At 71.5% G+C, this 23625-nt stretch carries 20 protein-coding genes; 3 read left to right on the top strand and 17 right to left on the bottom strand.

The annotated features are described in order from the left end of the window. Nucleotides 1-421 precede the first annotated feature (421 nt). From FHS37_RS34325 to ureA, 6 genes are all read right to left on the bottom strand, one after another. Nucleotides 422-1702 carry a TolB family protein gene (locus FHS37_RS34325; protein ID WP_184828499.1) on the bottom strand — a complete coding sequence of 427 codons (1281 nt, stop codon included), beginning with the start codon at nt 1700-1702 and terminating at the stop codon, nt 422-424. Between the two features lie 139 nt (nt 1703-1841). After that, nucleotides 1842-2387 (bottom strand): TetR/AcrR family transcriptional regulator, encoded by a 546-nt coding sequence (locus tag FHS37_RS34330; protein WP_184828655.1) that lies wholly within the window; start codon nt 2385-2387, stop codon nt 1842-1844. 53 nt (nt 2388-2440) lie between these two features. Next, a complete protein-coding gene (locus FHS37_RS34335; protein WP_184828501.1) occupies nt 2441-2917 on the bottom strand; it encodes a hypothetical protein in 477 nt (158 codons plus the stop codon). Nucleotides 2918-2926: 9 nt separating this feature from the next. Continuing rightward, the gene (locus FHS37_RS34340) at nt 2927-3976 is read right to left on the bottom strand and encodes an agmatine deiminase family protein (protein WP_184828503.1); all 1050 of its coding nucleotides are present in this window, start codon (nt 3974-3976) and stop codon (nt 2927-2929) included. An 8-nt stretch (nt 3977-3984) separates the two neighbouring features. Next, nucleotides 3985-5697 carry an urease subunit alpha gene (locus FHS37_RS34345; RefSeq protein WP_184828505.1) on the bottom strand — a complete coding sequence of 571 codons (1713 nt, stop codon included), beginning with the start codon at nt 5695-5697 and terminating at the stop codon, nt 3985-3987. After that, on the bottom strand, nt 5694-6446 hold the full coding sequence (gene ureA / locus FHS37_RS34350) for an urease subunit gamma (RefSeq protein ID WP_184828507.1): 753 nt from the start codon (nt 6444-6446) through the stop codon (nt 5694-5696). The genes FHS37_RS34345 and ureA overlap by 4 nt, the downstream gene beginning before the upstream one ends. 144 nt (nt 6447-6590) lie before the next feature. Between ureA and FHS37_RS34355 the strand changes: the two genes are divergently transcribed. Beyond that, nucleotides 6591-8027 (top strand): cytosine permease, encoded by a 1437-nt coding sequence (locus tag FHS37_RS34355; protein ID WP_184828509.1) that lies wholly within the window; start codon nt 6591-6593, stop codon nt 8025-8027. A 266-nt stretch (nt 8028-8293) separates the two neighbouring features. Here FHS37_RS34355 and FHS37_RS34360 read toward each other — a convergent pair whose 3' ends face one another. The 6 genes from FHS37_RS34360 to FHS37_RS34380 form a co-directional block, all read right to left on the bottom strand. Further along, nucleotides 8294-9382 (bottom strand): branched-chain amino acid aminotransferase, encoded by a 1089-nt coding sequence (locus FHS37_RS34360; RefSeq protein WP_184828511.1) that lies wholly within the window; start codon nt 9380-9382, stop codon nt 8294-8296. A gap of 251 nt (nt 9383-9633) precedes the next feature. After that, a complete protein-coding gene (locus FHS37_RS34365) occupies nt 9634-10677 on the bottom strand; it encodes a 3-isopropylmalate dehydrogenase (protein ID WP_184828513.1) in 1044 nt (347 codons plus the stop codon). 69 nt (nt 10678-10746) lie between these two features. Continuing rightward, the gene (locus FHS37_RS40665; protein WP_268254606.1) at nt 10747-10878 is read right to left on the bottom strand and encodes a hypothetical protein; all 132 of its coding nucleotides are present in this window, start codon (nt 10876-10878) and stop codon (nt 10747-10749) included. A gap of 258 nt (nt 10879-11136) precedes the next feature. Next, a complete protein-coding gene (locus FHS37_RS34370) occupies nt 11137-11673 on the bottom strand; it encodes a GNAT family N-acetyltransferase (RefSeq protein WP_184828515.1) in 537 nt (178 codons plus the stop codon). 87 nt (nt 11674-11760) lie between these two features. Continuing rightward, nucleotides 11761-13392: an L-glutamate gamma-semialdehyde dehydrogenase gene (gene pruA, locus FHS37_RS34375; RefSeq protein WP_184828517.1), complete on the bottom strand. Its 1632-nt coding sequence runs from the start codon at nt 13390-13392 to the stop codon at nt 11761-11763. A gap of 51 nt (nt 13393-13443) precedes the next feature. Then, nucleotides 13444-14370, bottom strand: a complete 927-nt coding sequence (locus FHS37_RS34380) for a proline dehydrogenase family protein (RefSeq protein WP_184828519.1) — start codon at nt 14368-14370, stop codon at nt 13444-13446. Between the two features lie 164 nt (nt 14371-14534). On the opposite strand from FHS37_RS34380, the gene FHS37_RS34385 reads away from it, so the two are divergent. Next, a complete protein-coding gene (locus FHS37_RS34385) occupies nt 14535-15752 on the top strand; it encodes a PucR family transcriptional regulator (RefSeq protein ID WP_184828521.1) in 1218 nt (405 codons plus the stop codon). A gap of 6 nt (nt 15753-15758) precedes the next feature. Here FHS37_RS34385 and FHS37_RS34390 read toward each other — a convergent pair whose 3' ends face one another. Then, a complete protein-coding gene (locus tag FHS37_RS34390; RefSeq protein WP_184828523.1) occupies nt 15759-16343 on the bottom strand; it encodes a TetR/AcrR family transcriptional regulator in 585 nt (194 codons plus the stop codon). A gap of 82 nt (nt 16344-16425) precedes the next feature. On the opposite strand from FHS37_RS34390, the gene FHS37_RS34395 reads away from it, so the two are divergent. Next, nucleotides 16426-17973: an MFS transporter gene (locus tag FHS37_RS34395; RefSeq protein ID WP_184828525.1), complete on the top strand. Its 1548-nt coding sequence runs from the start codon at nt 16426-16428 to the stop codon at nt 17971-17973. 60 nt (nt 17974-18033) lie between these two features. On the opposite strand, the gene serA is transcribed toward FHS37_RS34395, so the two are convergent. From serA to FHS37_RS34415, 4 genes are all read right to left on the bottom strand, one after another. Continuing rightward, complete coding sequence (gene serA / locus FHS37_RS34400; RefSeq protein WP_184828527.1) at nt 18034-19623, bottom strand: phosphoglycerate dehydrogenase; 1590 nt, start codon at nt 19621-19623, stop codon at nt 18034-18036. A 267-nt stretch (nt 19624-19890) separates the two neighbouring features. Beyond that, nucleotides 19891-20889, bottom strand: a complete 999-nt coding sequence (ilvC, locus tag FHS37_RS34405; RefSeq protein WP_184828529.1) for a ketol-acid reductoisomerase — start codon at nt 20887-20889, stop codon at nt 19891-19893. A gap of 119 nt (nt 20890-21008) precedes the next feature. Then, the gene (ilvN, locus tag FHS37_RS34410) at nt 21009-21533 is read right to left on the bottom strand and encodes an acetolactate synthase small subunit (protein ID WP_042167943.1); all 525 of its coding nucleotides are present in this window, start codon (nt 21531-21533) and stop codon (nt 21009-21011) included. A 39-nt stretch (nt 21534-21572) separates the two neighbouring features. Next, entirely contained in the window at nt 21573-23420 is a 1848-nt protein-coding gene (locus tag FHS37_RS34415; protein WP_184828531.1) for an acetolactate synthase large subunit, read from the bottom strand. Between the last annotated feature and the right edge of the window lie 205 nt (nt 23421-23625).

Genomic DNA, 23625 nt, shown 5'->3' on the forward strand with positions numbered 1-23625 from the left:
GCCGTGCGATGGCCAGCTTGTCGGCGACCGTGAGGTTGATGCCCTCGCGCTGGGCACCGTCGCGCAGGGTGGTGTCGAAGACGTGGAACGAGTCGTCGGGCTCGCTGGTTGCGGTCATGGTCTCAAGACTCCTGTGTTGATCTCGGCCTACCGGAATGACCGGTTCCACCGTCCCCCCATGGTCCCCCGCGCCAGGTTCCCGGCGGTGGGTGGGGCCGGGAAACAGAAAAACCCCTCGCGGGTGCGAGAGGTCTGCGCGCGGGTCGAGGACGACGGTGTCCGCCCGTACGGTGTCGTACGTGCGGTCACTGCGGACCGGCGCGCCTGCTGCCAATAATCGTGGCGAACGAGAGCACGGGGGCAGTCTGGCACAAGCCGCCCCCGCGCTCACCGTCCGTCTCAGGATGCGGGCGGTGGGTGTTCAGCGCAGACGGCGGACGAAGACGTCCCGCAGGCCGTTGGTGTCGTCCGGGACCAGGTTGGTGGCCCAGCTCTCGAAGGCCACCACGCGTCCGTCGCGGCTCAGCGCGACGTCCGCCCACGACTGGCTGTCGCTCTCGCCGCCGTCGTGGGCGACGGTCACCCTTTGGTTGACCCCCGTGCGCAGGTCGCGGACGAACAGCGGGCCGCGCGCCGTCTCACCGGCGACCAGGCCGCTCGCGTCCGAACGGAAGACGACGTGCCGGCCGTCCTCGCTGATCACGGGCCCCCCGGAGTCGCCGTCCGTCTGTCCCCCGGCCGCGGTGAGCGAGACCCGCTCGGTGGCGCCGGTGCGCAGGTCGCGGACGAAGACGTCGTCCTTGCCGTTGGTGTCGCCCGGCACCAGGCCGGACCCGGCCGAGGCGAAGGCGGCGTACCGGCCGTTCCCGCTGAAGGTGGGCAGCGTGGATCCCTGGCCCTCCGGGTCGAACCGCTCCGTGCGCCCGCTGTCCCGGTCGTGGACGTAGACGGCGGAGCCGGTGCCCGGACGGTTCTGGAAGATCCTGTAGGCGACACGGCTGCCGTCGGCGCTCATCGTGAAGCCGGCGAAGTACCACGAGGTGCCCCCGGACGAGGGAGCCGTGGTCAGGCTCACCAGACGTGTGGTGCCCTCCTTGCGGTCCCGCAGGTAGAGGCCGGCCCACATGGTGTCGGTGCGCTCGTCGCCGTGGTCGGCGAGGTCCGAGACGAACGCCACGTACCGGCCGTCGCGGCTGACCTCGGTGTCCCCGTACGCCCCCGCGACGGGCCGGTCGTCGTCGGTGAGGCTCACCACCTCGGTCCGGTCCTTCACCCGGTCCCAGAGGAAGCGTCCGGAGTAGTAGGTGCCCTCCTCGATGGATCCCGTGTCCGCGGTGAACGTGACGTACCGCCCGTCGGCACTGATCTGCGGCGCATAGGCGTGCATCGTGTACTCACCGCCGTCGTCACGGACGCTGACCCGCTCGACGGTGCCCCGGCGCAGGTCGCGCAGGAAGACGTCGACCCGGCCGTTGGCGTCCCCCGGCACCAGGTTGTCCGCGTCCGACTCGAAGACGACGTAGCGGCCGTCGCCGCTCATCGACACCGTCCGCGAATCCGCGGACGCCTGTGCGCCGGTCGCGGAGACGTTGACGCGCTCGGTCTCCCCCCGCTCCGGGGCGGCCGACGCGGACAGCGCCGCCGTCGCCACCATCGCCCCCGCGATCACCGCGACGGACGCCCCCCGCATGGCTCTGTGCATGGTTCCCCCTCTTCTCTTCCGCGTCTCCACGTTTCCCCGTGGGCGCTTCTCCCCCGGCCCCGTGCCGAGGCTGCCCAGAGCCAAGCGCACCGCCGGTCGCCGGTCAATCCGATGGATTCAGTACAACCCGGGCGGCGGTTCAGGCGTCCGTGAGGAGGGTCTGGGTGAGGAACTCCCGCACGTGGCCGAGAACGTGCGGTCGGTCCGTGCCGCGCAGGCCGATCGCCACGTGGATGGCGAGGCCGTCGAGCAGGGCGCGGAGGCGGGTCGCGTACCGGTCGGGGTCGACGCGGCGGAACTCGCCCCGCGAGACGCCCTCGGCCAGCAGGGCCACCAGGTCGCGGTGCCAGGCGCCCTCGATGGCGGCCTGACGGTCGCGGGCGTCCGCGCCGGCGTTCTGCGAGCGGTTCCAGACCTCCAGCCACAGCGTCCAGTGCGGATCGCGGTGGCCGTCGGGGACGTACAGCTCCACGTAGGCGTCGAGGCGTTCGCGGGCGGTGGCCGGCCGGGCGAGCAGACGGGAACGCTCGGCGCCGAGGCGGCCCTCGCTCCACTCCAGGGTCTGCAGCAGCAGCTCGTCCTTGGAGCGGAAGTAGTAGACCAGGTGGCCGCTGCTCATGCCGACCTCCCGGCCGAGGGCGGCCATGGTGAGCTGCTCCAGGCCGCGCTCGGCGATCATCGCCATGGCGGCGGCGAGGACGTCCTCGCGGGGCGGCGCGGGGGTGCGGCGGCGGGTGGTCACGCAGCGGCCTCCAGCCGTACCGCGTCCGGGACGAGCCGGGTCTCGTAGCCGCCCGAGCAGTCCGACGCCTCGACGGCGACCTCGGCCCCGCAGGAACAGACGCGGTTGACGCCCCGGTACGGGCTCGCGCCGCAGCAGCCGCCCAGGCGGGCGGTGTCGGGGTGGAAGTCGAGCTCCACGACGTCCTCGGGGTGCAGCACGTACGTGCCGCGCGGGCCGGCGGAGACGAGGAAGCCGCGCTCGTCGGACATCCACGTGCCGCCGGGCACGATGCCGTCGTACGCGTCGTCGTCCCCCTCGTGGGGCACGAACGGGGCACCGAACGGCCGGGGGTCTGTCACATAGGTCCCGCGCGGCACGCTGGGCGGGCCGTGGCGCCGGCCGTCCGGGCCCGGGTGCTCGGGCATCTCGTCGAGTCGGCGGACCGGCTCGGTCAGTCGACGGCCGCAGGCGGCGCAGAGCAGTACGTTCACCCGTCCGTTCTACCGGACCGCCGCCCTGGGCTGCTGCTGCGTGATGCAGTGGATGCCGCCGCCGCCCGCGAAGATCGTGCGCGCGTCGACGAGCGTCACCGTCCGCTCGGGGAAGAGGCGGCGGAAGATGCCGGCGGCGACCTCGTCGCGGGGGTCGTCGAACCCGCAGAGCACCACGCCGCCGTTGCAGAGGTAGTGGTTGATGTAGGAGTAGTCGGCCCAGTGACCGTCGGCCTCCAGGACGGTCGGCGCGGGCACCTCGACCACCTCCAGGCGGCGGCCGCGTGCGTCCGTCTGCGCCCTGAGCATGCCGATGACCTCCCGGCTCAGCTCGTGGTCGGGGTGCGCCGGGTCCGGCTGGTGGTGGGCGACGACCACACCGGGACGGGCGAACGCGGCCACGATGTCGACGTGGCCGAGGGTGCCGAAGCCGTGCGGGGGGTAGTCGGCGGTGAGCCCGCGCGGCAGCCAGACGGCCTTGCGGGTGCCGAGGTGGGCGTGGATCTCCGCTTCGACCTGCTCCTTCGTCCAGCCGGGGTTGCGCTCGGGGCCGAGCTGGACCGTCTCCGTGAGCAGGACGGTGCCCTCGCCGTCGACGTGGATCCCGCCGCCCTCGTTGACGAGTCCCGAGGTGTACGTCCGTGCCCCGGCGAGGTCCGAGACGTGCGCGGCGATCTTCGCGTCGTGCTCCCAGCGGGCCCACTCCTGGGCGCCCCAGCCGTTGAACGTCCAGTCGACGGCGGCCAGTCCGCCCCGGCCGTCGGTGAGGAAGGTGGGCCCGATGTCGCGCATCCAGGCGTCGTCCAGGTCCCGCTCGACGGTGTCGACGCCGGGGCCGAGCAGCTCCCGCGCCCCGGCGGACTGCCCGGGGCCGCACACCACCGTCACCGGCTCGAACCGGCGGACCGCGCGGGCCACCGACGCCCAGGCGGACCGCGCGGCGGCCAGCTCCCCGGGATCGGCGAAGGTGTGGTTGGTGCCGGGCCAGGCCATCCAGGTGCGTTCGTGCGGGGTCCATTCGGCGGGCATGCGGAAGCCGTCGGCTGCGGGCGTGTTCATGAGGGTCCTCAGAGGAAGTAGAGGCGGTTGAGGGAGACCGAGTCGGCGGGCTCGGAGCGCAGCGGTTCGCCGTCGAGGGTGACCAGCCCGGTGCGCTGGTCGACGTCGACGGCTCCGGTACGGGAGTTGCGGCGCAGGTCGGCCGGGCCGATGCCGCGGGTGCCGCGGACGGCGACCCTGCGGCGCCGGGTGGGCATCGTGTCGTTGCCCCGGTCGAGGGCGGCCTGGGCGACGAAGGCGACGGAGATGTCGGCGGGCGTGGCCCCGTGCGCCCCGAACTGCGGCCCGAGCACGAGGGGTTCGCAGGTGTCGGTGGCCGCGTTGGGGTCGCCGACGACCCCGTACGCCGGGAAGCCCGCCTTCAGCACGAGCTGCGGTTTGGCGCCGAAGTACTCCGGCCGCCACAGCACGATGTCGGCGAGCTTGCCGGTCTCGATCGAGCCGACCTCGTGCGACAGGCCGTGCGCGATGGCCGGGTTGATCGTCAGCTTGGCGATGTAGCGCAGGACGCGCTCGTTGTCGTCGTCCCCGTCGGCGCCGAACTGGGCCTTCATCTTCCCGGCCATGGCGAAGGTGCGGCGGACCGTCTCGCCGGCGCGGCCCATGCCCTGCGCGTCGGAGGAGGTGATGCCGATCGCGCCCAGGTCGTGCAGGACGTCCTCGGCGCCCATGGTCCCGGCGCGGATGCGGTCACGGGCCATGGCGGCGTCGCCGGGCAGGTCGGTCTTGAGGTCGTGGACGGAGACGATCATGCCGTAGTGCTCGGCGACCGCGTCCCGGCCGAAGGGCAGGGTGGGGTTGGTGGAGGAGCCGATGACGTTCGGCACGCCCGCCATCTTCAGGACGTTGGGGACGTGCCCGCCGCCGCAGCCCTCGATGTGGAAGGCGTGGATGGTGCGGCCCTCCAGCACCCGCAGGGTGTCCTCGACCGACAGGCACTCGTTCAGCCCGTCGCTGTGCAGGGCGACCTGGACGTCGTGCTCCTCGGCGACGCGCAGCGCCGTGTCCAGGGCCCGGGTGTGGGCGCCCATGTCCTCGTGCACCTTGAAGCCGCAGGCGCCGCCCTCGGCGAGCGCCTCGATCAGGGGCGCCTCGTGCGACGACGAACCCCGGCCGAGGAAACCGATGTTGACGGGCCAGGCGTCGAAGGCGCCGAACGCGTGCTTGAGCGCCCAGGGGGAGTTGACCCCGACGCCCCACACGGGCCCGAACTCCTGCCCGATGACCGTGGTCACCCCGGAGGCGAGCGAGGCCTCCATGATGCGCGGCGACAGCAGGTGGACGTGGGTGTCGACGGCTCCGGCGGTGGCGATCAGCCCTTCCCCGGACACGATGGACGTGCCGGTGCCGACCACGACGTCCACCCCGTCGAGGGTGTCGGGGTTCCCGGCCCGGCCGATCGCGTGGATCCGGCCCTCGCGGATGCCGATGGACACCTTGCGGACGCCCTGCACGGCGTCGATCACGACGACGTTGCTGATCACGACGTCGCAGGTCTCGCGCACGGCGGCGGCCTTCAGGTGCAGGCCGTCGCGGGCGGTCTTGCCGAAGCCGGCCAGGAACTCGTCGCCGTGGCGCTGGGCGTCGGACTCGACGCGGATCACCAGCCCCGAGTCGCCGAGGCGGACGCGGTCGCCGGCGCGGGGGCCGTGGGCGGCGGCGTAGGCGTGCGGGTCGATGTGGATCGACTCGCTGGCCTCCCGCCCCTTCGAGCGGCTCATCGCCCGTCTCCTTCCGACGCGGCCTCCGTGCCTTGCGCGGCTTGCGTGCTCCCTGTGACTCCGGCGGTTTCCGCGACTCCGAGGTATCCGCAGGCCGCGGCCCGGCGCATGGCCTCTTCCCTGGCGCCCGGCGCGTCCAGCGGCCCGTCGACCAGACCGGCGAACCCGATCGCGACCCGCCGCCCGCCGATCGGCACGAGACCGACCTCGCGGCTCTCCCCGGGGCCGAAGCGGACCGAGGAACCGGCGGGGACGGCCAGGCGCATGCCGTAGGCCCGTTCGCGGTCGAAGTCCAGGCGCGGATTGGCCTCGAAGAAGTGGAAGTGCGAGGTGACGGAGACGGGCACGGTCGCGGTGTTGGTGACCGGGAGCCGCACCGCCGCCTCGGGCTCGTCGTGCTCCGGCCCCGGCAGCAGCGCCCCCGGCGCCCGCTCGGCCAGTGAGCCGCCGGCGATCGGGTCGGAGACCACGGCGAGCCGGGAGCCGTCGTCGAAGACCGCCTCGACGTGCACCTCGGTGACCACGTCGGCGACGCCCGGCAGCACGTCGTCCGGGCCCAGCACCGACCGGGCGCGCTCGACCGCCTCGGCCAGCCGGGCGCCGTCGCGGGCCGCCTCGCACACCGCGTCGGCGATGAGCGCGGTCGCCTCCGGCACGTTGAGCCGCAGGCCGCGCGCCCTGCGGGCCCGGGCCAACTCGGCGGCCGAGAACAGCAGCAGCCGGTCACGTTCCGTGGGTGTCAGCCGCACGGCGCGTCACCTCCTTGTCTCCCCAGAGTTAGAGCACCACTCTAAACACGAGAAGGCCACACGCCAACCATTGACGAGGGAACAGGCGAAGCGTCACATTGAGCGTCGCTCAATACTTCTGGCGGCCGTCGAAGGGGACCAGCCATGCCGATCGAACAGCGCGGAGTCGACACCATCCCCGAGGAGGAACGCACCAGCGGACCGCGGGACCTCGTCTCGATCCTGCTGGGCTCCAACCTCTGCCTCGGCGTGATCGTCTTCGGCTGGCTGCCGCCGTCCTTCGGCCTGGACTGGTGGTCGTCGGTCAGCGCCGTGGTGGCGGGCACGGTGGTCGGCGTGGTGTTCACGGCACCGCTGGCGCTGGTCTCGCTGCGCACCGGCACCAATCTGTCGACCTCGTCCGGCGCCCAGTTCGGCGTGCGCGGCCGGCTGGTCGGCTCGGTGGTCGGCCTGCTGCTGGCGCTCGGCTACACGGCGCTGACCGTGTGGATCGGCGGCGACGTGATGGTGGGCGTCCTCGGGCGGCTGTTCGGGATGGCGCAGAGCGAGCTGTCGTACGGCATCGTCTACGGACTGCTCGCCGCGGCGACGGTCGCGGGCGCGGTGTACGGCTACCGGGTGCTGCTCGCCATGTCCCGGGTGCTGGCGTTCGGCATGACGGCCCTGCTGGTGCTCGGCGTGGTCGCCTACGCCCCCGGCTTCACCACGGACGCGCTCCCCGGAACCGGAGGCTACCTGCTGGACGGGTACTGGCCGACCTGGCTGCTCGCGGCGGTGGCCGCCGGCCTCTCCGGCCCGATCGCCTTCATCACCCTGCTCGGCGACTACACCCGCTACGTCTCCCCCGCCCGCCACTCCTCCCGCCGGGTGCTGCGCGCGACCTGGCTGGGACTGTCGCTGGGCCTGCTGGTGCCGCAGCTCTTCGGCACCTTCACCTCGTACGCCGCCCGCGCCGCGCTCGACTACGCCGGCCCGCTGGTGGACGCCTCGCCCGGCTGGTACCTGCTTCCGCTGCTGCTCGCCGCCTCCGCGGGCTCGGTCGGCAACGCGGGGCTGATGCTGTACTCGATGGGCCTGGACCTGGACGCCATCCTGCCGCGCGCCTCCCGCGCCCGGGCGACGTACACCGTCGCCGTGGTCGCCACCGTCTGCGTCTTCGTGGGGCACTACGCCTGGGACGCGCAGTCCGCGATGACGTCCTTCGTGCTGCTGCTGACCGCGATCGGCACGCCGTGGGCGGTGATCACGCTGATCGGCTTCGCCCGCTGCGGCGGGGAGTACGACGCCGACGCGCTCCAGGTCTTCAACCGCCGCGCGCGGGGCGGGATCTACTGGTACCACGCGGGCTGGAACATCCCGGCGACGGTCTCCTGGGCGGCGGGCGCGGTCGTCGGCGTCCTGGCGGTGTCCCTGCCGTCGTACGAGGGCCCGCTGCTGGCACTGACCGGCGGGGTGGACTGCAGCTTCCTGCTGTCGGGCGCGGTGGGCGGGCTGCTCCACCTGGCGCTGGCCCCTCGTGGTCCGGTGCCTTCCGGCCCGGCGGCGCCGGTCGCCTCACCCGCCGAGAGCGCCCGCTCCTGACGGTGCCCGCGTCCCCGCACCCCTCGGTGGCCGGGACGCCGAGCGCCGCCGTCCCGCCGGGAAGAGCGGCGGCGCGGTGGGGCCGGGACCCGGGGCCTGAGCCGGCGGGGCCGCCGGTGCGGGCGGAGGCGCTGTCGCCGGGCACCGGGGCCGGGTGCGTGCGGAGGAAGGGCCGTGGGGGTGCCCGAGCGCGCCGGGTCCCCGCGTCCGGGGGCGCCTCACCGCCCTCACGGCCCTGTGGATCAGCGGATCAGCGGATCAGCGGATCAGCCCAGCGTGTGCATCCAGCCGTGCTTGTCCTCCACCGTGCCGCGCTGGATGTCGAGGAGGGCTTGGCGCAGGCGCATGGTGACCTCGCCGGGCTCGCCGCCGCTCTGCCGCCACTCGGCGCCGGCCCGCTTGACGGTACCGACCGGGGTGATGACGGCGGCCGTGCCGCAGGCGAAGACCTCGGTGAGGCTGCCGTTCTCGGAGTCGCGCTGCCACTGCTCGACGGAGACGCGCTCCTCGACGGCCTCGTAGCCGAGGTCGCGGGCGACGGTCAGCAGGGAGTCGCGGGTGACGCCCTCCAGGATGGAACCGCTGAGGGTGGGCGTGACGATCTTGTCGCCGTACACGAAGTACAGGTTCATGCCGCCCAGTTCCTCGACCCAGGTGTGCTCCACGGCGTCGAGGTAGCAGACCTGGTCGCAGCCCTTGGCGGCGGCCTCGGCCTGGGCGAGCAGGGAGGCCGCGTAGTTGCCGCCCGTCTTCGCGTCGCCCATGCCGCCGGGGACGGCGCGGACGCGGTCCTCGGAGACCCAGATGGAGACCGGCTTGACCCCGCCGGGGAAGTAGGCGCCCGCCGGGGAGGCGATGACCAGGAACAGGTACTCGTTGGCGGGCTTGACGCCCAGGCCGACCTCGGTCGCGATCATGAACGGGCGCAGGTAGAGGGACTCCTCGCCGCCGTGCGCCGGCACCCACGCCTTGTCCTGCTGCACCAGGGCGTCGCACGCCTCGATGAACGTCTCGACCGGCAGCTCGGGCATCGCGAGACGGTGGGCGGAGCGCTGGAAGCGCTCGGCGTTCTTCTCGGGGCGGAAGGTGGCGACGGACCCGTCGGGCCGGCGGTAGGCCTTCAGGCCCTCGAAGATCTCCTGGGCGTAGTGCAGGACGGTGGTGGCCGGGTCGAGGGAGATCGGCGCGTACGGGACGAGCTGGCCGTCGTGCCAGCCCCGGCCCTCGGTCCACTTGATCGTCACCATGTGATCGGTGAAGTGGCGGCCGAACCCGGGGTTGGCCAGGATCGCCTCGCGCTCTGCGTCCGAGAGCGGATTGGCCGAGGGCTTGAGCTCGATCGTGGGCGTCGTCATGAGTGGTTGTCCTTCACCGGTTGTAGTGACGGGCCGCGCACACGCCCGTACGGCCGGTGGCCAGTGCTAGGACGTCCGAGCATTCCCTCATTCCGCGGCTCCGTGTTCGATTATCGCCCGGGGGCGGCGGCGGAAGGAACGGGGTGAATGCGGCCCGGTGGTCGATGGTGGCACCCGGCGGGGACATGCGGAAGCCGCCGGGCGCGGATGCGACCCGGCGGCTTCGAATGTTCTCGAGGGAACGCGCCGGGTCAGCCGGCTACTCGTGCGGCGAGCGCGTCGCCGATCTGCGAGGTGCTGCGGGCGGGCAGGCCGCCGCGTTCCGCGAGGTCGGCGGAGACGGCGTCCTCGATGCGGGTCGCCTCGGTGTCGTGGCCGAGGTGGCGCAGCAGGAGGGCGACGGACAGGACCGTGGCGCTGGGGTCGGCCTTGCCCTGGCCGGCGATGTCCGGGGCCGAGCCGTGCACCGGCTCGAACATGGACGGGAACTCGCCGGAGGGGTTGATGTTCCCGCTCGCGGCGACGCCGATGCCGCCGGAGACGGCCGCGGCGAGGTCGGTGATGATGTCGCCGAAGAGGTTGTCGGTGACGATGACGTCGAAGCGCTCGGGCTGGGTGACCAGGTAGATGGTCGCGGCGTCGACGTGGACGTAGTCGGTGGTGACCTCGGGGTACTCCTCGGCCACCTTGTCGAAGACGTTCGTCCACAGGTGGCCGGCGAAGGTCAGCACGTTGTTCTTGTGGACCAGCGTGAGCTTCTTGCGCGGGCGGGCCTGGGCACGGGCGAAGGCGTCGCGGACCACGCGCTCGACGCCGAAGGCCGTGTTCACGGACACCTCGGTGGCGACCTCGTGCGGCGTGCCCTTGCGGATGGTGCCGCCGTTGCCGGTGTACGGGCCCTCGGTGCCCTCGCGGACCACGACGAAGTCGATCTCCGGCTGTCCGGCGAGCGGGGTGGCCACGCCGGGCAGGAGCTTGCTCGGCCGCAGGTTGACGTGGTGGTCGAAGGCGAAGCGGAGCTTGAGCAGGAAGCCGCGCTCGAGGACGCCGGAGGGCACACTGGGGTCCCCGATGGCACCGAGCAGGATGGCGTCGTGCCGCCTGAGCTCGTCGAGGTCGGCGTCGGTGAGGGTCTCACCGGTGGCGTGGTAGCGCCTGGCGCCGAAGTCGTACTCCTTGGTCTCCAGCTTCACATCCTGCGGAAGGACGGCGGAGAGGACCTTCAGGCCTTCGGCCACGACCTCCTGGCCGATGCCGTCACCGGGGATCACTGCGAGATTGATGCTGCGAGACATGCGGGCACCCTACTCCTCGTCCCAGGCTCTGACACGCCATGTCCGGGATACGGACACCCGCACGGTCGCTCAGTGACCGGTGGAACCGCCGTTGTCCCGGCGGTCGAGGGCGCGCTGGAGGGCGGCGGCGGCGTTCTGGCGGTCGGACTCGCTCGTGCGGGAGGTGTGGCGGACGCGGCGGCGGACGGTCGTCTCGGACATGGTGCATCGACTCCTTCGACATACCGGGAGTGCGGAAAGGGACTACGAGACGCCGGAAGGGGCGGGGAGCGGTGGCCGCAGGGATTGCCTGCACGGGGCCCGGCTCACGACCGCCATTCGCTTGATCGAGCGAGACGTTCGGCTCCTACAAAAATAAGGGGGCGCCGAGCGTCTGTCTGCACAATTACTTGGGCTTCCTACTATCTGAGACGGTGGAGTGCATCACACCTCTCCGGCCTGGGCTTTTCCCTGTCGCACTCAGAGGACGTCGCCGTCCCGCCAGTCGAAGACCAGCTCGCCGGCGAGGTCGGCGGGCACCGGCCACACATAGGTCGAGCCCTCCTCCTCCGGCAGCCGGACCACGCCGTCGGGGCCGAGTGCGTGGATCCGTCCCTCCCAGGCCCGCCAGCCGCGCGACGCGTAGAGCGCCGCGCCCTCGTCGCTGGCGGACAGCGCGCCGAGGTCGTAGGCGCGGGTGATGACGCCTTCCAGGGCGGCCATGACCTCGCCGCCGAGCCCCTGCCGCCGTACGTCGTGCCGGACGGCGACCCCCTCGACGTATCCGGTGCGCAGCCAGCGCCCCCCGTACCGCACCCGCCGCATCACCACCGCGCCGTGCGCGGCGAGCCCTCGCGCGTCGTGGACCAGGGCGTGGACGCCGCCCAGCGTGTGGTCCCAGTCCTCCCGGCCGAAGTCACCGTCGAAGGATTCGAACAACAGGGAGCGCACGGCGGCCAGTTCGAGGGGGGCGAGTTCGCAGGTGTGGGCGGTGCGGACGCCCCTGGCGGTGGTCATCCGCCCAGTATCGGGGCGGCCGGGCCCGTGGACGCACGAACGGGCCAGGTCGGGGGGAGACCTGGCCCGTCCGGGATCGGGTGGGCGTCAGCCCATGTGCGGGTACGTGTAGTCGGTCGGCGGGACCAGCGTCTCCTTGATGGCGCGGGTCAGGGTCCAGCGCATCAGGTTCTGCGGGGCGCCGGCCTTGTCGTTGGTGCCGGAGGCACGGCCGCCGCCGAAGGGCTGCTGGCCGACGACGGCGCCGGTCGACTTGTCGTTGATGTAGAAGTTGCCGGCCGCGTAGCGCAGCTTCTCCATCGTGTACGCCGCGGCCGCGCGGTCGTTGGCGATGACCGAGCCGGTCAGGGCGTAGTCGGACACCGACTCCATCTGGGTCAGCATCTCGTCGTACTTGTCGTCCTCGTAGACGTACACGGCGAGGATCGGGCCGAAGTACTCGGTGCGGAACACCTCGTTCTCCGGGTCGGTGCACTCGATGACGGTCGGGCGGACGAAGTAGCCGACCGAGTCGTCGTAGGTGCCGCCCGCGACGATCGTGCAGGAGTCGTCCTCCTTGGCGCGGTCGATGGCGGCCTTGTTCTTGGCGAAGGACCGCTCGTCGATGACGGCGCCGATGAAGTTCGACAGGTCGGTGACGTCACCCATGGTGAGGTAGTCGACCTCGGCGGCGAACTCCTCCTTGAAGCCGTCGTTCCAGATCGACGCCGGGATGTACGCGCGCGAGGTGGCGCTGCACTTCTGGCCCTGGTACTCGAAGGCACCGCGGGTCAGGGCGGTCTTGAGCACCGCGCGGTCGGCCGACGGGTGGGCGACCAGGAAGTCCTTGCCGCCGGTCTCGCCGACCAGGCGCGGGTAGGTGCGGTACTTCTCGATGTTGTTGCCGACCGTCTTCCACAGGTACTGGAAGGTCTTGGTCGAGCCGGTGAAGTGGATGCCCGCGAGGTCCCGGTGCTCCAGGGCGACCTTGGAGACCTCGATGCCGTCGCCGGTGACGAGGTTGATGACGCCCTTGGGCAGGCCCGCCTCCTCCAGCAGCTGCATCATCAGCACGGCGGCGTGGGTCTGCGTCGGGGACGGCTTCCAGACCACCACGTTGCCCATCAGGGCGGGGGCGGTGGGCAGGTTGGCGGCGATGGCCGTGAAGTTGAACGGCGTGATCGCGTAGACGAAGCCCTCCAGCGGGCGGTGGTCCAGGCGGTTCCAGACGCCCGGGGAGTTGGCCGGGGGCTGCTCGGCCAGGATCCTGCGGGCGTAGGAGACGTTGAAGCGCCAGAAGTCGATCAGCTCGCAGGGCGTGTCGATCTCGGCCTGCTGGGCGGTCTTGGACTGGCCCAGCATGGTGGAGGCGGCCATGGTCTCGCGCCACGGGCCGGACAGCAGCTCGGCGGCGCGCAGGATGATCGCCGCGCGGTCGTCGAAGGACATCGCGCGCCAGGCCGGGGCCGCGGCCAGGGCGGCGTCGATGGCGTCCTGCGCGTCCTGCTGGGTGGCGTTGGCGTAGGTGCCCAGGCGCGCCTTGTGGTTGTGCGGCTGCACCACGTCGAAGCGCTCGCCGCCGCCCATCCGCTTGACGCCGCCGATGGTGCAGGGCAGGTCGATCGGGTTGTCGGCCAGCTCCTTGAGCTTGGCCTCCAGCCGGGCGCGCTCGGGCGAGCCGGGGGCGTAGCCGTGCACCGGCTCGTTGACGGGGGTGGGGACCTGGGTCACAGCGTCCATGGGTGGTGAACTCCTTGGCTTGAGCGGTCTTGCGAGCGTGGTGCGGGCGGCTCAGCCCTTGGTGACCATCGAGCGGACGAAGAACCGGAGGTTCGCCGGCTTCTCCGCCAGACGGCGCATGAAGTAGCCGTACCAGTCGGTGCCGTAGGCCGTGTAGACGCGCATCCGGTGGCCTTCGGCGGCCAGCCGCAGGTGCTCGTCGCCGCGGATGCCGTACAGCATCTGGAACTCGTACTCGTCGAGCTTGCGCCCGGCGCGGTGGGCGAGTTCCTGGGCGATGGAGATCAGGCGCGGGTCGTGGGACCCGATCATCGGGTAGCCCTCGCCCTCCATCAGCGTCCTGAGGATGCGTACGTACGCCTTGTCGATCTCGTGCTTCTGCTGGTAGGCGACTTCGGCGGGCTCCTTGTAGGCGCCCTTCACCAACCGTACGCGACTGCCGCTCGCGGCGAGGCGGCGCGCGTCCTCCTCCGTGCGGAAGAGGTAGGCCTGGATGACGCAGCCGGTCTGCGGGAAGTCCTTCCGCAGCTCCTCGTGGATGGCGAACATCGAGTCGAGGGTGGTGTGGTCCTCCGCGTCGAGGGTGACCGTGGTGCCGATCGCGGCGGCGGCCTCGACGACCGGGCGGACGTTCTTCAGGGCCAGCTCGTGGCCGCCGTCCAGCGCCTGGCCGAACATCGACAGCTTGACGGACATCTCCGCGCGCGTGCCGAGCTCCAGCGGCCCCAGCCGGCCGATCAGCTCCAGGTAGGCGTCCCGGGCTGCCTCGGCCTGCTCGGGGGTGGTGATGTCCTCGCCGACGACGTCCATCGTCAGCTCCAGGCCCCGGCCGGTGAGCTCCCGGATGATCGGCAGGATCTCGTCGACGGTCTCGCCGGGGATGAAACGGTCGACGACCTGCTTGGTCACGGGAGCCGCCGAGACCAGGCGTCGCATCCGGTCGCTGCGCGACGCGGCGAGAATCACGGGACCCAGCACGGGGCACCTCCACTTACAGAGCAACACAAGGCCGCAGCCCGACGATCCGGGGACGGCACGGAGAACCACCGTGAAATCTATGGACCGCTCCGATCGTCGGCCATCGACAGCTGTCACGCATCCGTGCCGCAGATCTCAGACAGATGTATGAAGGCCGCGCACCCATGCGGCAGAATGCCCGGGTGACGTCGGATTTCACGGGTGACTATCAGGAGCTGGTCGACGAGCTCTCGGAGCTGCTGGGCGCACCCGCGACGCTGGAGAGCCGCGACTTCGAACTGATCGCCTTCGGCGCCTACGACAGCGAGGGCGACCTCGACCCCTCGGCCCTGGACCCGGTGCGCACCCGCTCGATCCTGACCCGTCGCTCCACGGCGGCCGTCCGCTCCTGGTTCGAGGGCTTCGGCATCACCCACGCCACCGGACCGGTCCGCATCCCGCCGACCCCGGAGGCGGGGGTGTACCGGGGCCGCATCTGCCTGCCGGTACGCCACCGGGGTGTCGTGCTCGGCTACGTGTGGCTGCTGGACACCGAGCCGGGCCCGACCGAGCGGCAGCTGGCGGCGGCGATGGAGGTCACCGTGCGGATCGGGGCGCTGCTGGCGGACGAGGCGCAGCACGGCGCCGACCTCAGCCGGGAGCTGCGGGCGGTGCTCACCGCCGAGCGGGGCTGGCAGCAGGACATGGCGGTCGCGGAGCTGCGCACCGCCCTCGGCGCGCGCGCGGACCTCCTCCACACCATGGTGTGCGTGGCCCCCTGGCCGTCCGCCGATCCGGACGACGCGCCGTCGGTGCGCACGGTGCCGGGGGCGACGGCGCTGTGCACGCTGCCGTGGGGGACCTCGGCCCAGTGCCTGGCGCTGCTCGTCAGGCTGCGCTCGGCGGACGCGCCGGCCCCCGCGGTCTCCGCGGCGGGGCGGCTGCTGGAGCGGGCGCGGAGCCTCGGGGTGCCGGGCGCCCCCCTCGGCCCCGTCCCGGCCGCGGGCGTCGCCGCCGCACGGACCGGGCTCGCGGAGCTGGGGGCGGCCTGGCGGGAGGCGTCGGCGGCGGCCCGGGCGGCGCTGGCGGAGCGGCGGTTCGGGCCGGTCGCCGAGTGGGCGTCGATCGGTCCGTTCCGCCTGCTGACCGGGCTGCCCCCGGGGGCGGCCCACGACCCCGTCGTGCGGTCCCTGCTCTCCCCGGCCCACCGGGAGCTGGCCCGGACCGCCGAGGTGTACCTCGACTGCGCCGGGCAGGCCGGCCGCGCGGCGGCGGAGCTGGGCATCCACCGCCAGACCCTGTACTACCGCCTGTCCCGGGTGGAACAGCTCACCGGACTGGACCTGGACGACGGGGAGGACCGGCTGCTGCTGCACATGGCGCTGAAGGGCGCGCGGCTGTGAACCCGGTCAGCTCTTCCCGACGCCCTCGATCACCCGGCGCAGCCCCTCGGTGATCCGGTCGGCCTCGGGGGCGCCCTGCGGGCCGAAGGACCACTGGACCATCAGGCCCATCAGCAGCGTGACGTAGAACTGGCCGAGGGTGTCCACGGTCTCCTCCGGGACGTCCTCCTCGCGGCCGCCCATGAACAGCGTGACCAGACCGCGCGCGCCCTCCCGCTGGGCCCGCACCAGGTGGTCCCGCACCTCGGGCAGCTCGTCGCCCATGGCCACGATCTCCATGCTGAGCCGCCACAACGACCCCGGGTCGCGCATGGTTCCGATGATGTTCGACCACACCTCGGTGAACCGTTCCAGCGATCCCGGCTCACCGCGGAGCTCGCCCTCCGCGCCGCCTTCGAAGGCGTCGGACATCGCCTCCACCAGCTCGATGTAGGCCTGCACGAGCAGCGCGTCCTTCGAGCCGTAGTGGTAGCCGATGGACGCCAGGTTGGTGCCCGACTCCTTGACGATGTCGCGCGCCGTGGTGCGCATGAACCCCTTCTGCAGCAGGCAGCGCTTGGCGCCTTCGAGCAGGTCTTCGCGGTGTCCCATGGAGTCACCCTACCGCCGCTCGGACATCCGTCTTATACAAGCGTCATAGACAAGCGTGTAAGACGTTTGTACAGTCACCGGCATGACGACGAAACCGCCCCGGGCCGGTCGGCGCGAATGGACCGCGCTCGCCGTGCTGATGCTTCCGCTGCTGCTGGTCTCGATGGACGTGTCCGTCCTCTACTTCGCGATCCCGGCGATCGGCGCCGACCTGGAGCCGACCGGCACCCAGCAGCTGTGGATCTTCGACAGCTACGCCTTCGCCGTGGCCGGCCTGCTGATCACCATGGGATCGGTGGGCGACCGCATCGGCCGCCGCAGGCTGCTCCTGATCGGCGCCGCGGCCTTCGGCGCCGCCTCCCTGGCCGCGGCGTACGCGAACAGCGCCGAGGTGCTGATCGCGGCCCGCGCCCTCCTCGGCATCGGCGGCGCGACCCTGATGCCCTCGACGCTGGCGCTGGTCCGCACGATCTTCAAGGACCCCGCGCAGCGGGCGCACGCCATCGCTGTCTGGTCCGGTGTGATGACGGCGGGCGTGGCGCTCGGCTCGGTCCTGAGCGGCGTGCTGGTGGAGTTCTTCTGGTGGGGCTCGGTCTTCCTGGTGAACCTGCCGGCGATGGCTCTGCTGCTGGTCCTCGGCCCGCTCCTGCTGCCGGAGTCGAAGGACCCCGCCCCGGGCCGCTTCGACTGGCCGAGCGTCCCGCTCTCGACGGCCGCGGTGCTGCCGGTCGTCTACGGCCTGAAGGAGATCGCGGCCGAGGGCTGGAACGTCCGGTACGTCATGTCGGTCACCCTGGGCCTGCTCTTCGCGGCCCTGTTCGTGCACCGGCAGCGGACGACCGCCTCACCGATGATCACTCCGGCCCTGTTCCGGGGGCGCGGCTTCGGCCCGGCCGTCGCCCTCAACCTGGTCACCATGTTCGCGATGATGGGCTCGGCGTTCTTCACCACCCAGTACATCCAGTCGGTCCTGGGCAAGAGCGCGTTGGAGGCGGCCCTGTGGGCACTGCTGCCGTCGGTGCCGATCGGCTTCGCGGCCCCGTTCGCCGCCCACCTGGTGCAGCGGGGCGTCAACCGCGCGCACGTGGTGACGGCGGGGTTCGCCATCGCCGCGTGCGGCTACGTCCTGCTCACGTTCGTGGACACGGACGCCCTGGCTCTGGGCCTGGTCGCCTCCGGTGTCCTCGCCTCGGGCGTCACGGTGGTGATGTCCCAGATCATGGACCTCGCGCTGGGCGCCGCACCGGTGGAGCGGGCGGGCTCCGCGTCCTCCCTGATGGAGACCGGCGCGGAGTTCGGCGGGGCGCTGGGCATGGCGGTCCTCGGCTCCGTCGGCACGGCGATCTACCGCCAGGAGATGCCGGACTCCGCCCCGGCCACGGCCCAGGAGACCCTGGGCGGCGCCCTGGCGGTGGCCGGGCGGCTGCCGGAGGACGCGGGGGACGCCCTGGCCACGACGGCCAGGGAGGCGTTCACCTCCGGGATGCACGGCGCGGCCATCGCGGGCGCGGTGGTCCTGACCACGGCGGCGCTCCTGGCATCGGCGACGCTGCGCCGGGTGCGCGTTCGCGAGGAGGCGGACACGCGAAACGCCGGACAGGCCGATCGCGTCGGCCCGTCCGGCGTTTGAGGACGAGGCCCCTCTCAGGGCGGGGGCCCGGGGGAGGCAGCCCCCGGAGGGACGGTCACCTCAGACCAGGTTGACCGACCGCGCCGACGTCGCGCCGATCTCCGAGGCGAGCTCGCCCAGCACCGTGGCGGACACCGTGTCGTCCACCGTCAGCACGGCGAGCGCCTCCCCGCCGACCGTCGCACGGGCGACCTGCATGCCGGCGATGTTGATGCCCGCCTCGCCGAGGATGCGGCCCACGGTGCCGACGACACCGGGACGGTCCTCGTAGCGCAGGACGACCATGTGGTCGGCGAGCGCGAGGTCCACGTCGTAGTCGCCGACCGCGACGATCTTCTGGACGTGCTTGGGGCCGGCCAGCGTGCCGGAGACCGAGATCTCCTCGCCGTCGGCAAGGGTGCCGCGCACGGTGACCACGTTGCGGTGGTCGGCCGACTCCGAGCTGGTGGTCAGCCGTACCTCGACGCCCCGCTCCTGGGCGAACAGCGGCGCGTTGACGTAGGACACCGTCTCGTCGACGACGTCCTCGAAGACGCCCTTGAGCGCGGACAGCTCCAGCACCTTCACGTCGTGCTGGGTGATCTCGCCGTACACCTCGACGTCGAGGCGGACCGCGACCTCGCCCGCGAGCGCGGTGAAGATCCGGCCGAGGCGCTCGGCGAGCGGCAGGCCCGGCTTGACGTCCTCGGCGATGACACCGCCCTGCACGTTCACCGCGTCCGGGACCAGTTCGCCGGCGAGCGCGAGGCGCACCGAGCGGGCGACGGCGATGCCGGCCTTCTCCTGGGCCTCGTCGGTGGAGGCGCCGAGGTGCGGGGTGCAGACGACCTGGTCGAACTCGAACAGCGGGGAGTCGGTGCACGGCTCCTTGGCGTACACGTCCAGGCCTGCGCCGGCGACCCGGCCCTCCTTGAGCGCCGAGTACAGCGCCTCCTCGTCGACGATGCCGCCGCGCGCGGCGTTGATGACGCGCACGCTCGGCTTGACCTTGCGCAGCGCCTCGTCCCCGATCAGGCCGAGGGTCTCGGGGGTCTTGGGCAGGTGGACGGTGATGAAGTCGGAGACCTCGAGCAGTTCGTCCAGCGACAGCACCTTGACGCCCATCTGCGCGGCCCGCGCGGGCTGCACGTAGGGGTCGTAGGCGACGACCTTCATGCCGAAGGCGGACATGCGCTGCGCGACGAGGGCGCCGATCCGCCCCAGGCCCACGACGCCGAGGGTCTTCTCGGCGAGCTCGACGCCCGTGTACTTGCTCCGCTTCCACTCGCCGTTCTTCAGTGCGGCGTTGGCCTGCGGGATGTTGCGCGCGGTGGCGAGGATCAGACCGCAGGCGAGCTCGGCGGCGGTGACGATGTTCGAGGTGGGGGCGTTGACGACCATCACGCCGGCCTTGGTGGCGGCGGAGACGTCGACGTTGTCGAGGCCCACGCCGGCGCGGGCGACGACCTTGAGCTTGTTCGCGGCGGCGATCGCCTCGGCGTCGACCTTCGTCGCCGAGCGGATGAGGATCGCGTCCACGTCGGCGATGGCCGGCAGCAGTTCGGCGCGGTCCGCGCCGTTGCAGTGGCGGATCTCGAAGTCCGGACCGAGTGCGTCGACGGTGGCGGGCGACAGCTCTTCAGCGATGAGTACGACGGGTTTCGAGCTCACGTGAGTCCTCACAAGTCCAATGCGGACGGCCGTCCCGACGGCCGCAGGCGGTGGAGGGTTGCTAGCCGCGTGGAAGACGCACGACGCTGTGGGCCTGACGCGTATGTAGTGCAGCAGTGTAGTGGCGCCGAGGGCGTCGTCTTACGCCGCTTCGGAAGGATCACCCGTCCGTGGCAGGACGGGATGGACAACGTCGTACTACCGACGTTACCCCGAGTTCGCCCGAGAGGGCCGGAGCAGTTCGCTCCGGCCCTCCGGCGGTGAGGCTCACGCCTCCTCGTTCACCCAGCTCATGAGCTTGCGCAGCTCCTTGCCGGTGGTCTCCAGCAGGTGCTCGGAGTCCTGCTGCTTGTACTCGTTGTACTTCTTCAGGCCGCCGTGGTACTCGTCCATCCACTGCTGGGCGAAGGAGCCGTCCTGGATCTCGGCGAGGACCTTCTTCATCTCGGCCTTGGTGGCGTCGGTGATGATGCGCGGGCCGGTGACGTAGTCGCCCCACTCGGCGGTCTCGGAGATCGACCAGCGCATCTTCTCCAGGCCGCCCTCGTACATGAGGTCCACGATCAGCTTCAGCTCGTGCAGGCACTCGAAGTAGGCGATCTCCGGCTGGTAGCCGGCCTCGGTCAGCGTCTCGAAGCCCGCCTTCACCAGCGCGGCCGTGCCACCGCACAGGACGGCCTGCTCGCCGAACAGGTCGGTCTCGGTCTCCTCGGTGAAGGTCGTCTTGATGACGCCGGCGCGGGTGCCGCCGATGCCCTTCGCGTACGAGAGGGCCAGCGCGAAGGCGTTGCCGGAGGCGTCCTGCTCGACGGCGGCGATGCAGGGGACGCCGCGGCCCTCCTCGTACTGACGGCGCACCAGGTGGCCCGGGCCCTTGGGGGCGACCATGCAGACGTCCACGCCGGCCGGGGGCTTGATGAAGCCGAAGCGGATGTTGAAGCCGTGACCGAAGAACAGGGCGTCGCCGTCCTTCAGGTTCGGGGCGATGTGCTCCTCGTAGACCTGGGCCTGGATCGGGTCCGGGACGAGGATCATGATGACGTCGGCCTCGGCGGCGGCCTCGGACGGGGTCACCACGCGCAGGCCCTGCTCCTCGGCCCCGGCCTTGGACTTGGAGCCCTCGTGCAGACCGACGCGCACGTCGACACCCGAGTCACGGAGCGACAGCGCGTGGGCGTGGCCCTGGCTGCCGTAACCGATGACCGCGACCTTGCGGCCCTGGATGATGGACAGGTCGGCGTCGGCGTCGTAGAACAGCTCGGCCACTTTGGGTTCTCTCCTTGAGTGCAGGTGTTGCGTCCCACCGTATGACGATGGGGGGAGGGGAAGGTTGGGGATCTCGGGATACGGGCGGCCGGTCGTGTCCCGGCCGCCCGTTTCGGGCCTCAGGCCGACCGGTCCAGAGCACGCAGCGATCGGTCCGTGATCGAACGGGCACCACGTCCGATCGCGATCGTGCCGGACTGGACGAGCTCCTTGATGCCGAAGGGCTCCAGCATCTTGAGCATGGCGGACAGCTTGTCGCTGCTGCCGGTGGCCTCGATGGTGACCGCCTCCGGGGAGACGTCCACGGTCTTGGCGCGGAACAGCTGGACGATCTCGACGATCTGGGAGCGCGTCTCGTTGTCGGCGCGCACCTTCACCAGAACGAGTTCGCGCTGGACCGCCTGCCCGGGTTCGAGCTCGACGATCTTCAGCACGTTGACGAGCTTGTTGAGCTGCTTGGTGACCTGCTCCAGCGGGAACTCGTCCACGCTCACCACGATGGTGATGCGGGAGATGTCGGGGTGCTCGGTGACGCCGACGGCGAGCGAGTCGATGTTGAAGCCGCGGCGGGAGAACAGGGCGGCGATCCGGGCCAGGATGCCGGGGGTGTTCTCCACCAGGACGGAGAGCGTGTGCTTGGACATGGGGCTGCTTCCTTTACCTGTTCGACGTGCCTGCGGCTCTCAGTCGTCCTCGTTGTCGCCGAAGTCGGGGCGGACGTCCCGGGCGGCCATGATCTCGTCGTTGGAGGTGCCGGCGGCGACCATCGGCCAGACCATCGCGTCCTCGTGGACGATGAAGTCGACGACGACGGGACGGTCGTTGATGGAGTTCGCCTCCTCGATGACCTTGTCGAGGTCGGCCGGGTCCTCGCAGCGGATCGCGTAGCAGCCCATGGCCTCCGACAGCTTCACGAAGTCGGGGACGCGGGTGCCCCTCGCCTCCGGGTTGACGTCGTCGGGCCCGGAGTGCAGCACCGTGTTGGAGTACCGCTGGTTGTAGAAGAGGGTCTGCCACTGGCGGACCATCCCGAGGGCGCCGTTGTTGATGACGGCGACCTTGATCGGGATGTTGTTCAGGGCGCAGGTGGTGAGCTCCTGGTTGGTCATCTGGAAGCAGCCGTCGCCGTCGATCGCCCAGACGGTGCGCTCGGGCACGCCGGCCTTGGCGCCCATGGCGGCCGGGACCGCGTAGCCCATGGTTCCGGCGCCGCCGGAGTTCAGCCAGGTGGCGGGCTTGTCGTACTCGATGAAGTGCGCGGCCCACATCTGGTGCTGGCCGACGCCCGCCGCGAAGACCGTGCCCTCGGGCGCCAGCTGCCCGATGCGCTCGATGACCTGCTGCGGGGAGAGCGAGCCGTCCTCGGGCAGGTCGTAACCGAGGGGGTAGGTCTCGCGCCAGCGGTTGAGGTCGTTCCACCAGGCGGTGTAGTCGCCGCGGTTGCCCTCGGCGTGCTCCTTCTGGACGGCCTGGACGAGGTCGGCGATGACCTCGCGGGCGTCGCCGACGATCGGCACGTCGGCGGCGCGGTTCTTGCCGATCTCGGCCGGGTCGATGTCGGCGTGGACGATCTTGGCGTACGGGGCGAAGCTGTCCAGCTTGCCGGTGACGCGGTCGTCGAAGCGGGCTCCGAGGGCGACGATCAGGTCGGCCTTCTGCAGCGCGGTGACGGCGGTGACCGCACCGTGCATGCCCGGCATCCCCACGTGCAGCGGGTGGCTGTCGGGGAATGCGCCGAGCGCCATCAGGGTGGTGGTGACGGGCGCTCCGGTGAGTTCCGCGAGGACCTTCAGCTCGGCGGTGGCGCCGGCCTTGAGGACACCGCCGCCGACGTAGAGGACCGGCCGCCTGGCGCCGGTGATCAGCTTGGCGGCCTCGCGGATCTGCTTGGCGTGCGGCTTGGTGACGGGCCGGTAGCCGGGCAGGTCCATGGTGGGCGGCCAGGAGAAGGTGGTCTTCGCCTGGAGGGCGTCCTTGGCGATGTCGACCAGCACCGGGCCGGGGCGGCCGGTGGAGGCGATGTGGAAGGCCTGCGCGATGACCCGCGGGATGTCCTCGGCCTTGGTGACGAGGAAGTTGTGCTTGGTGATCGGCATGGTGATGCCGACGATGTCCGCCTCCTGGAAGGCGTCCGTGCCGATCGCCTTGGAGGCGACCTGGCCGGTGATCGCGACCAGCGGCACGGAGTCCATGTGCGCGTCGGCGATCGGGGTGACCAGGTTGGTGGCGCCGGGACCGGAGGTCGCCATGCAGACGCCCACCTTGCCGGTGGCCTGCGCGTAGCCCGTGGCCGCGTGACCGGCGCCCTGCTCGTGCCGGACCAGGACGTGGCGCACCCGGGTGGAGTCCATCAGCGGGTCGTACGCCGGAAGGATCGCACCGCCGGGAATGCCGAATACCGTGTCGGCGCCGACCTCCTCGAGAGAGCGAATGAGGGACTGCGCACCCGTGACGTGCTCGACGGGGGCGGTCTGTCCTCCGGATCGGGGCCGCGGCTGCGGGTGATGGGCCCCGGTGGCCTGCTCGGTCATCGGCTTCTCTTCTCGATGCTGAGGGTTTTTGCGAGGTTTGTGCGGGTTACGCGTGCTGCTCGGCAGGTGCCTGTGCAACAAAAAACCCCTCGTGCCATAAGGCAAGCGAGGGGAGCGCGCCGGGAGGTGGTCGCTGAGCGGTCGAGGCTCAGCGTCAGCCGACGCGCTGTCCAAGTACGAGAATTCGGGTGCGCATGGCACTGAC

The organism is Streptomyces griseomycini, from assembly GCF_014203535.1.
Lineage (GTDB): Bacteria > Actinomycetota > Actinomycetes > Streptomycetales > Streptomycetaceae > Streptomyces > Streptomyces griseomycini.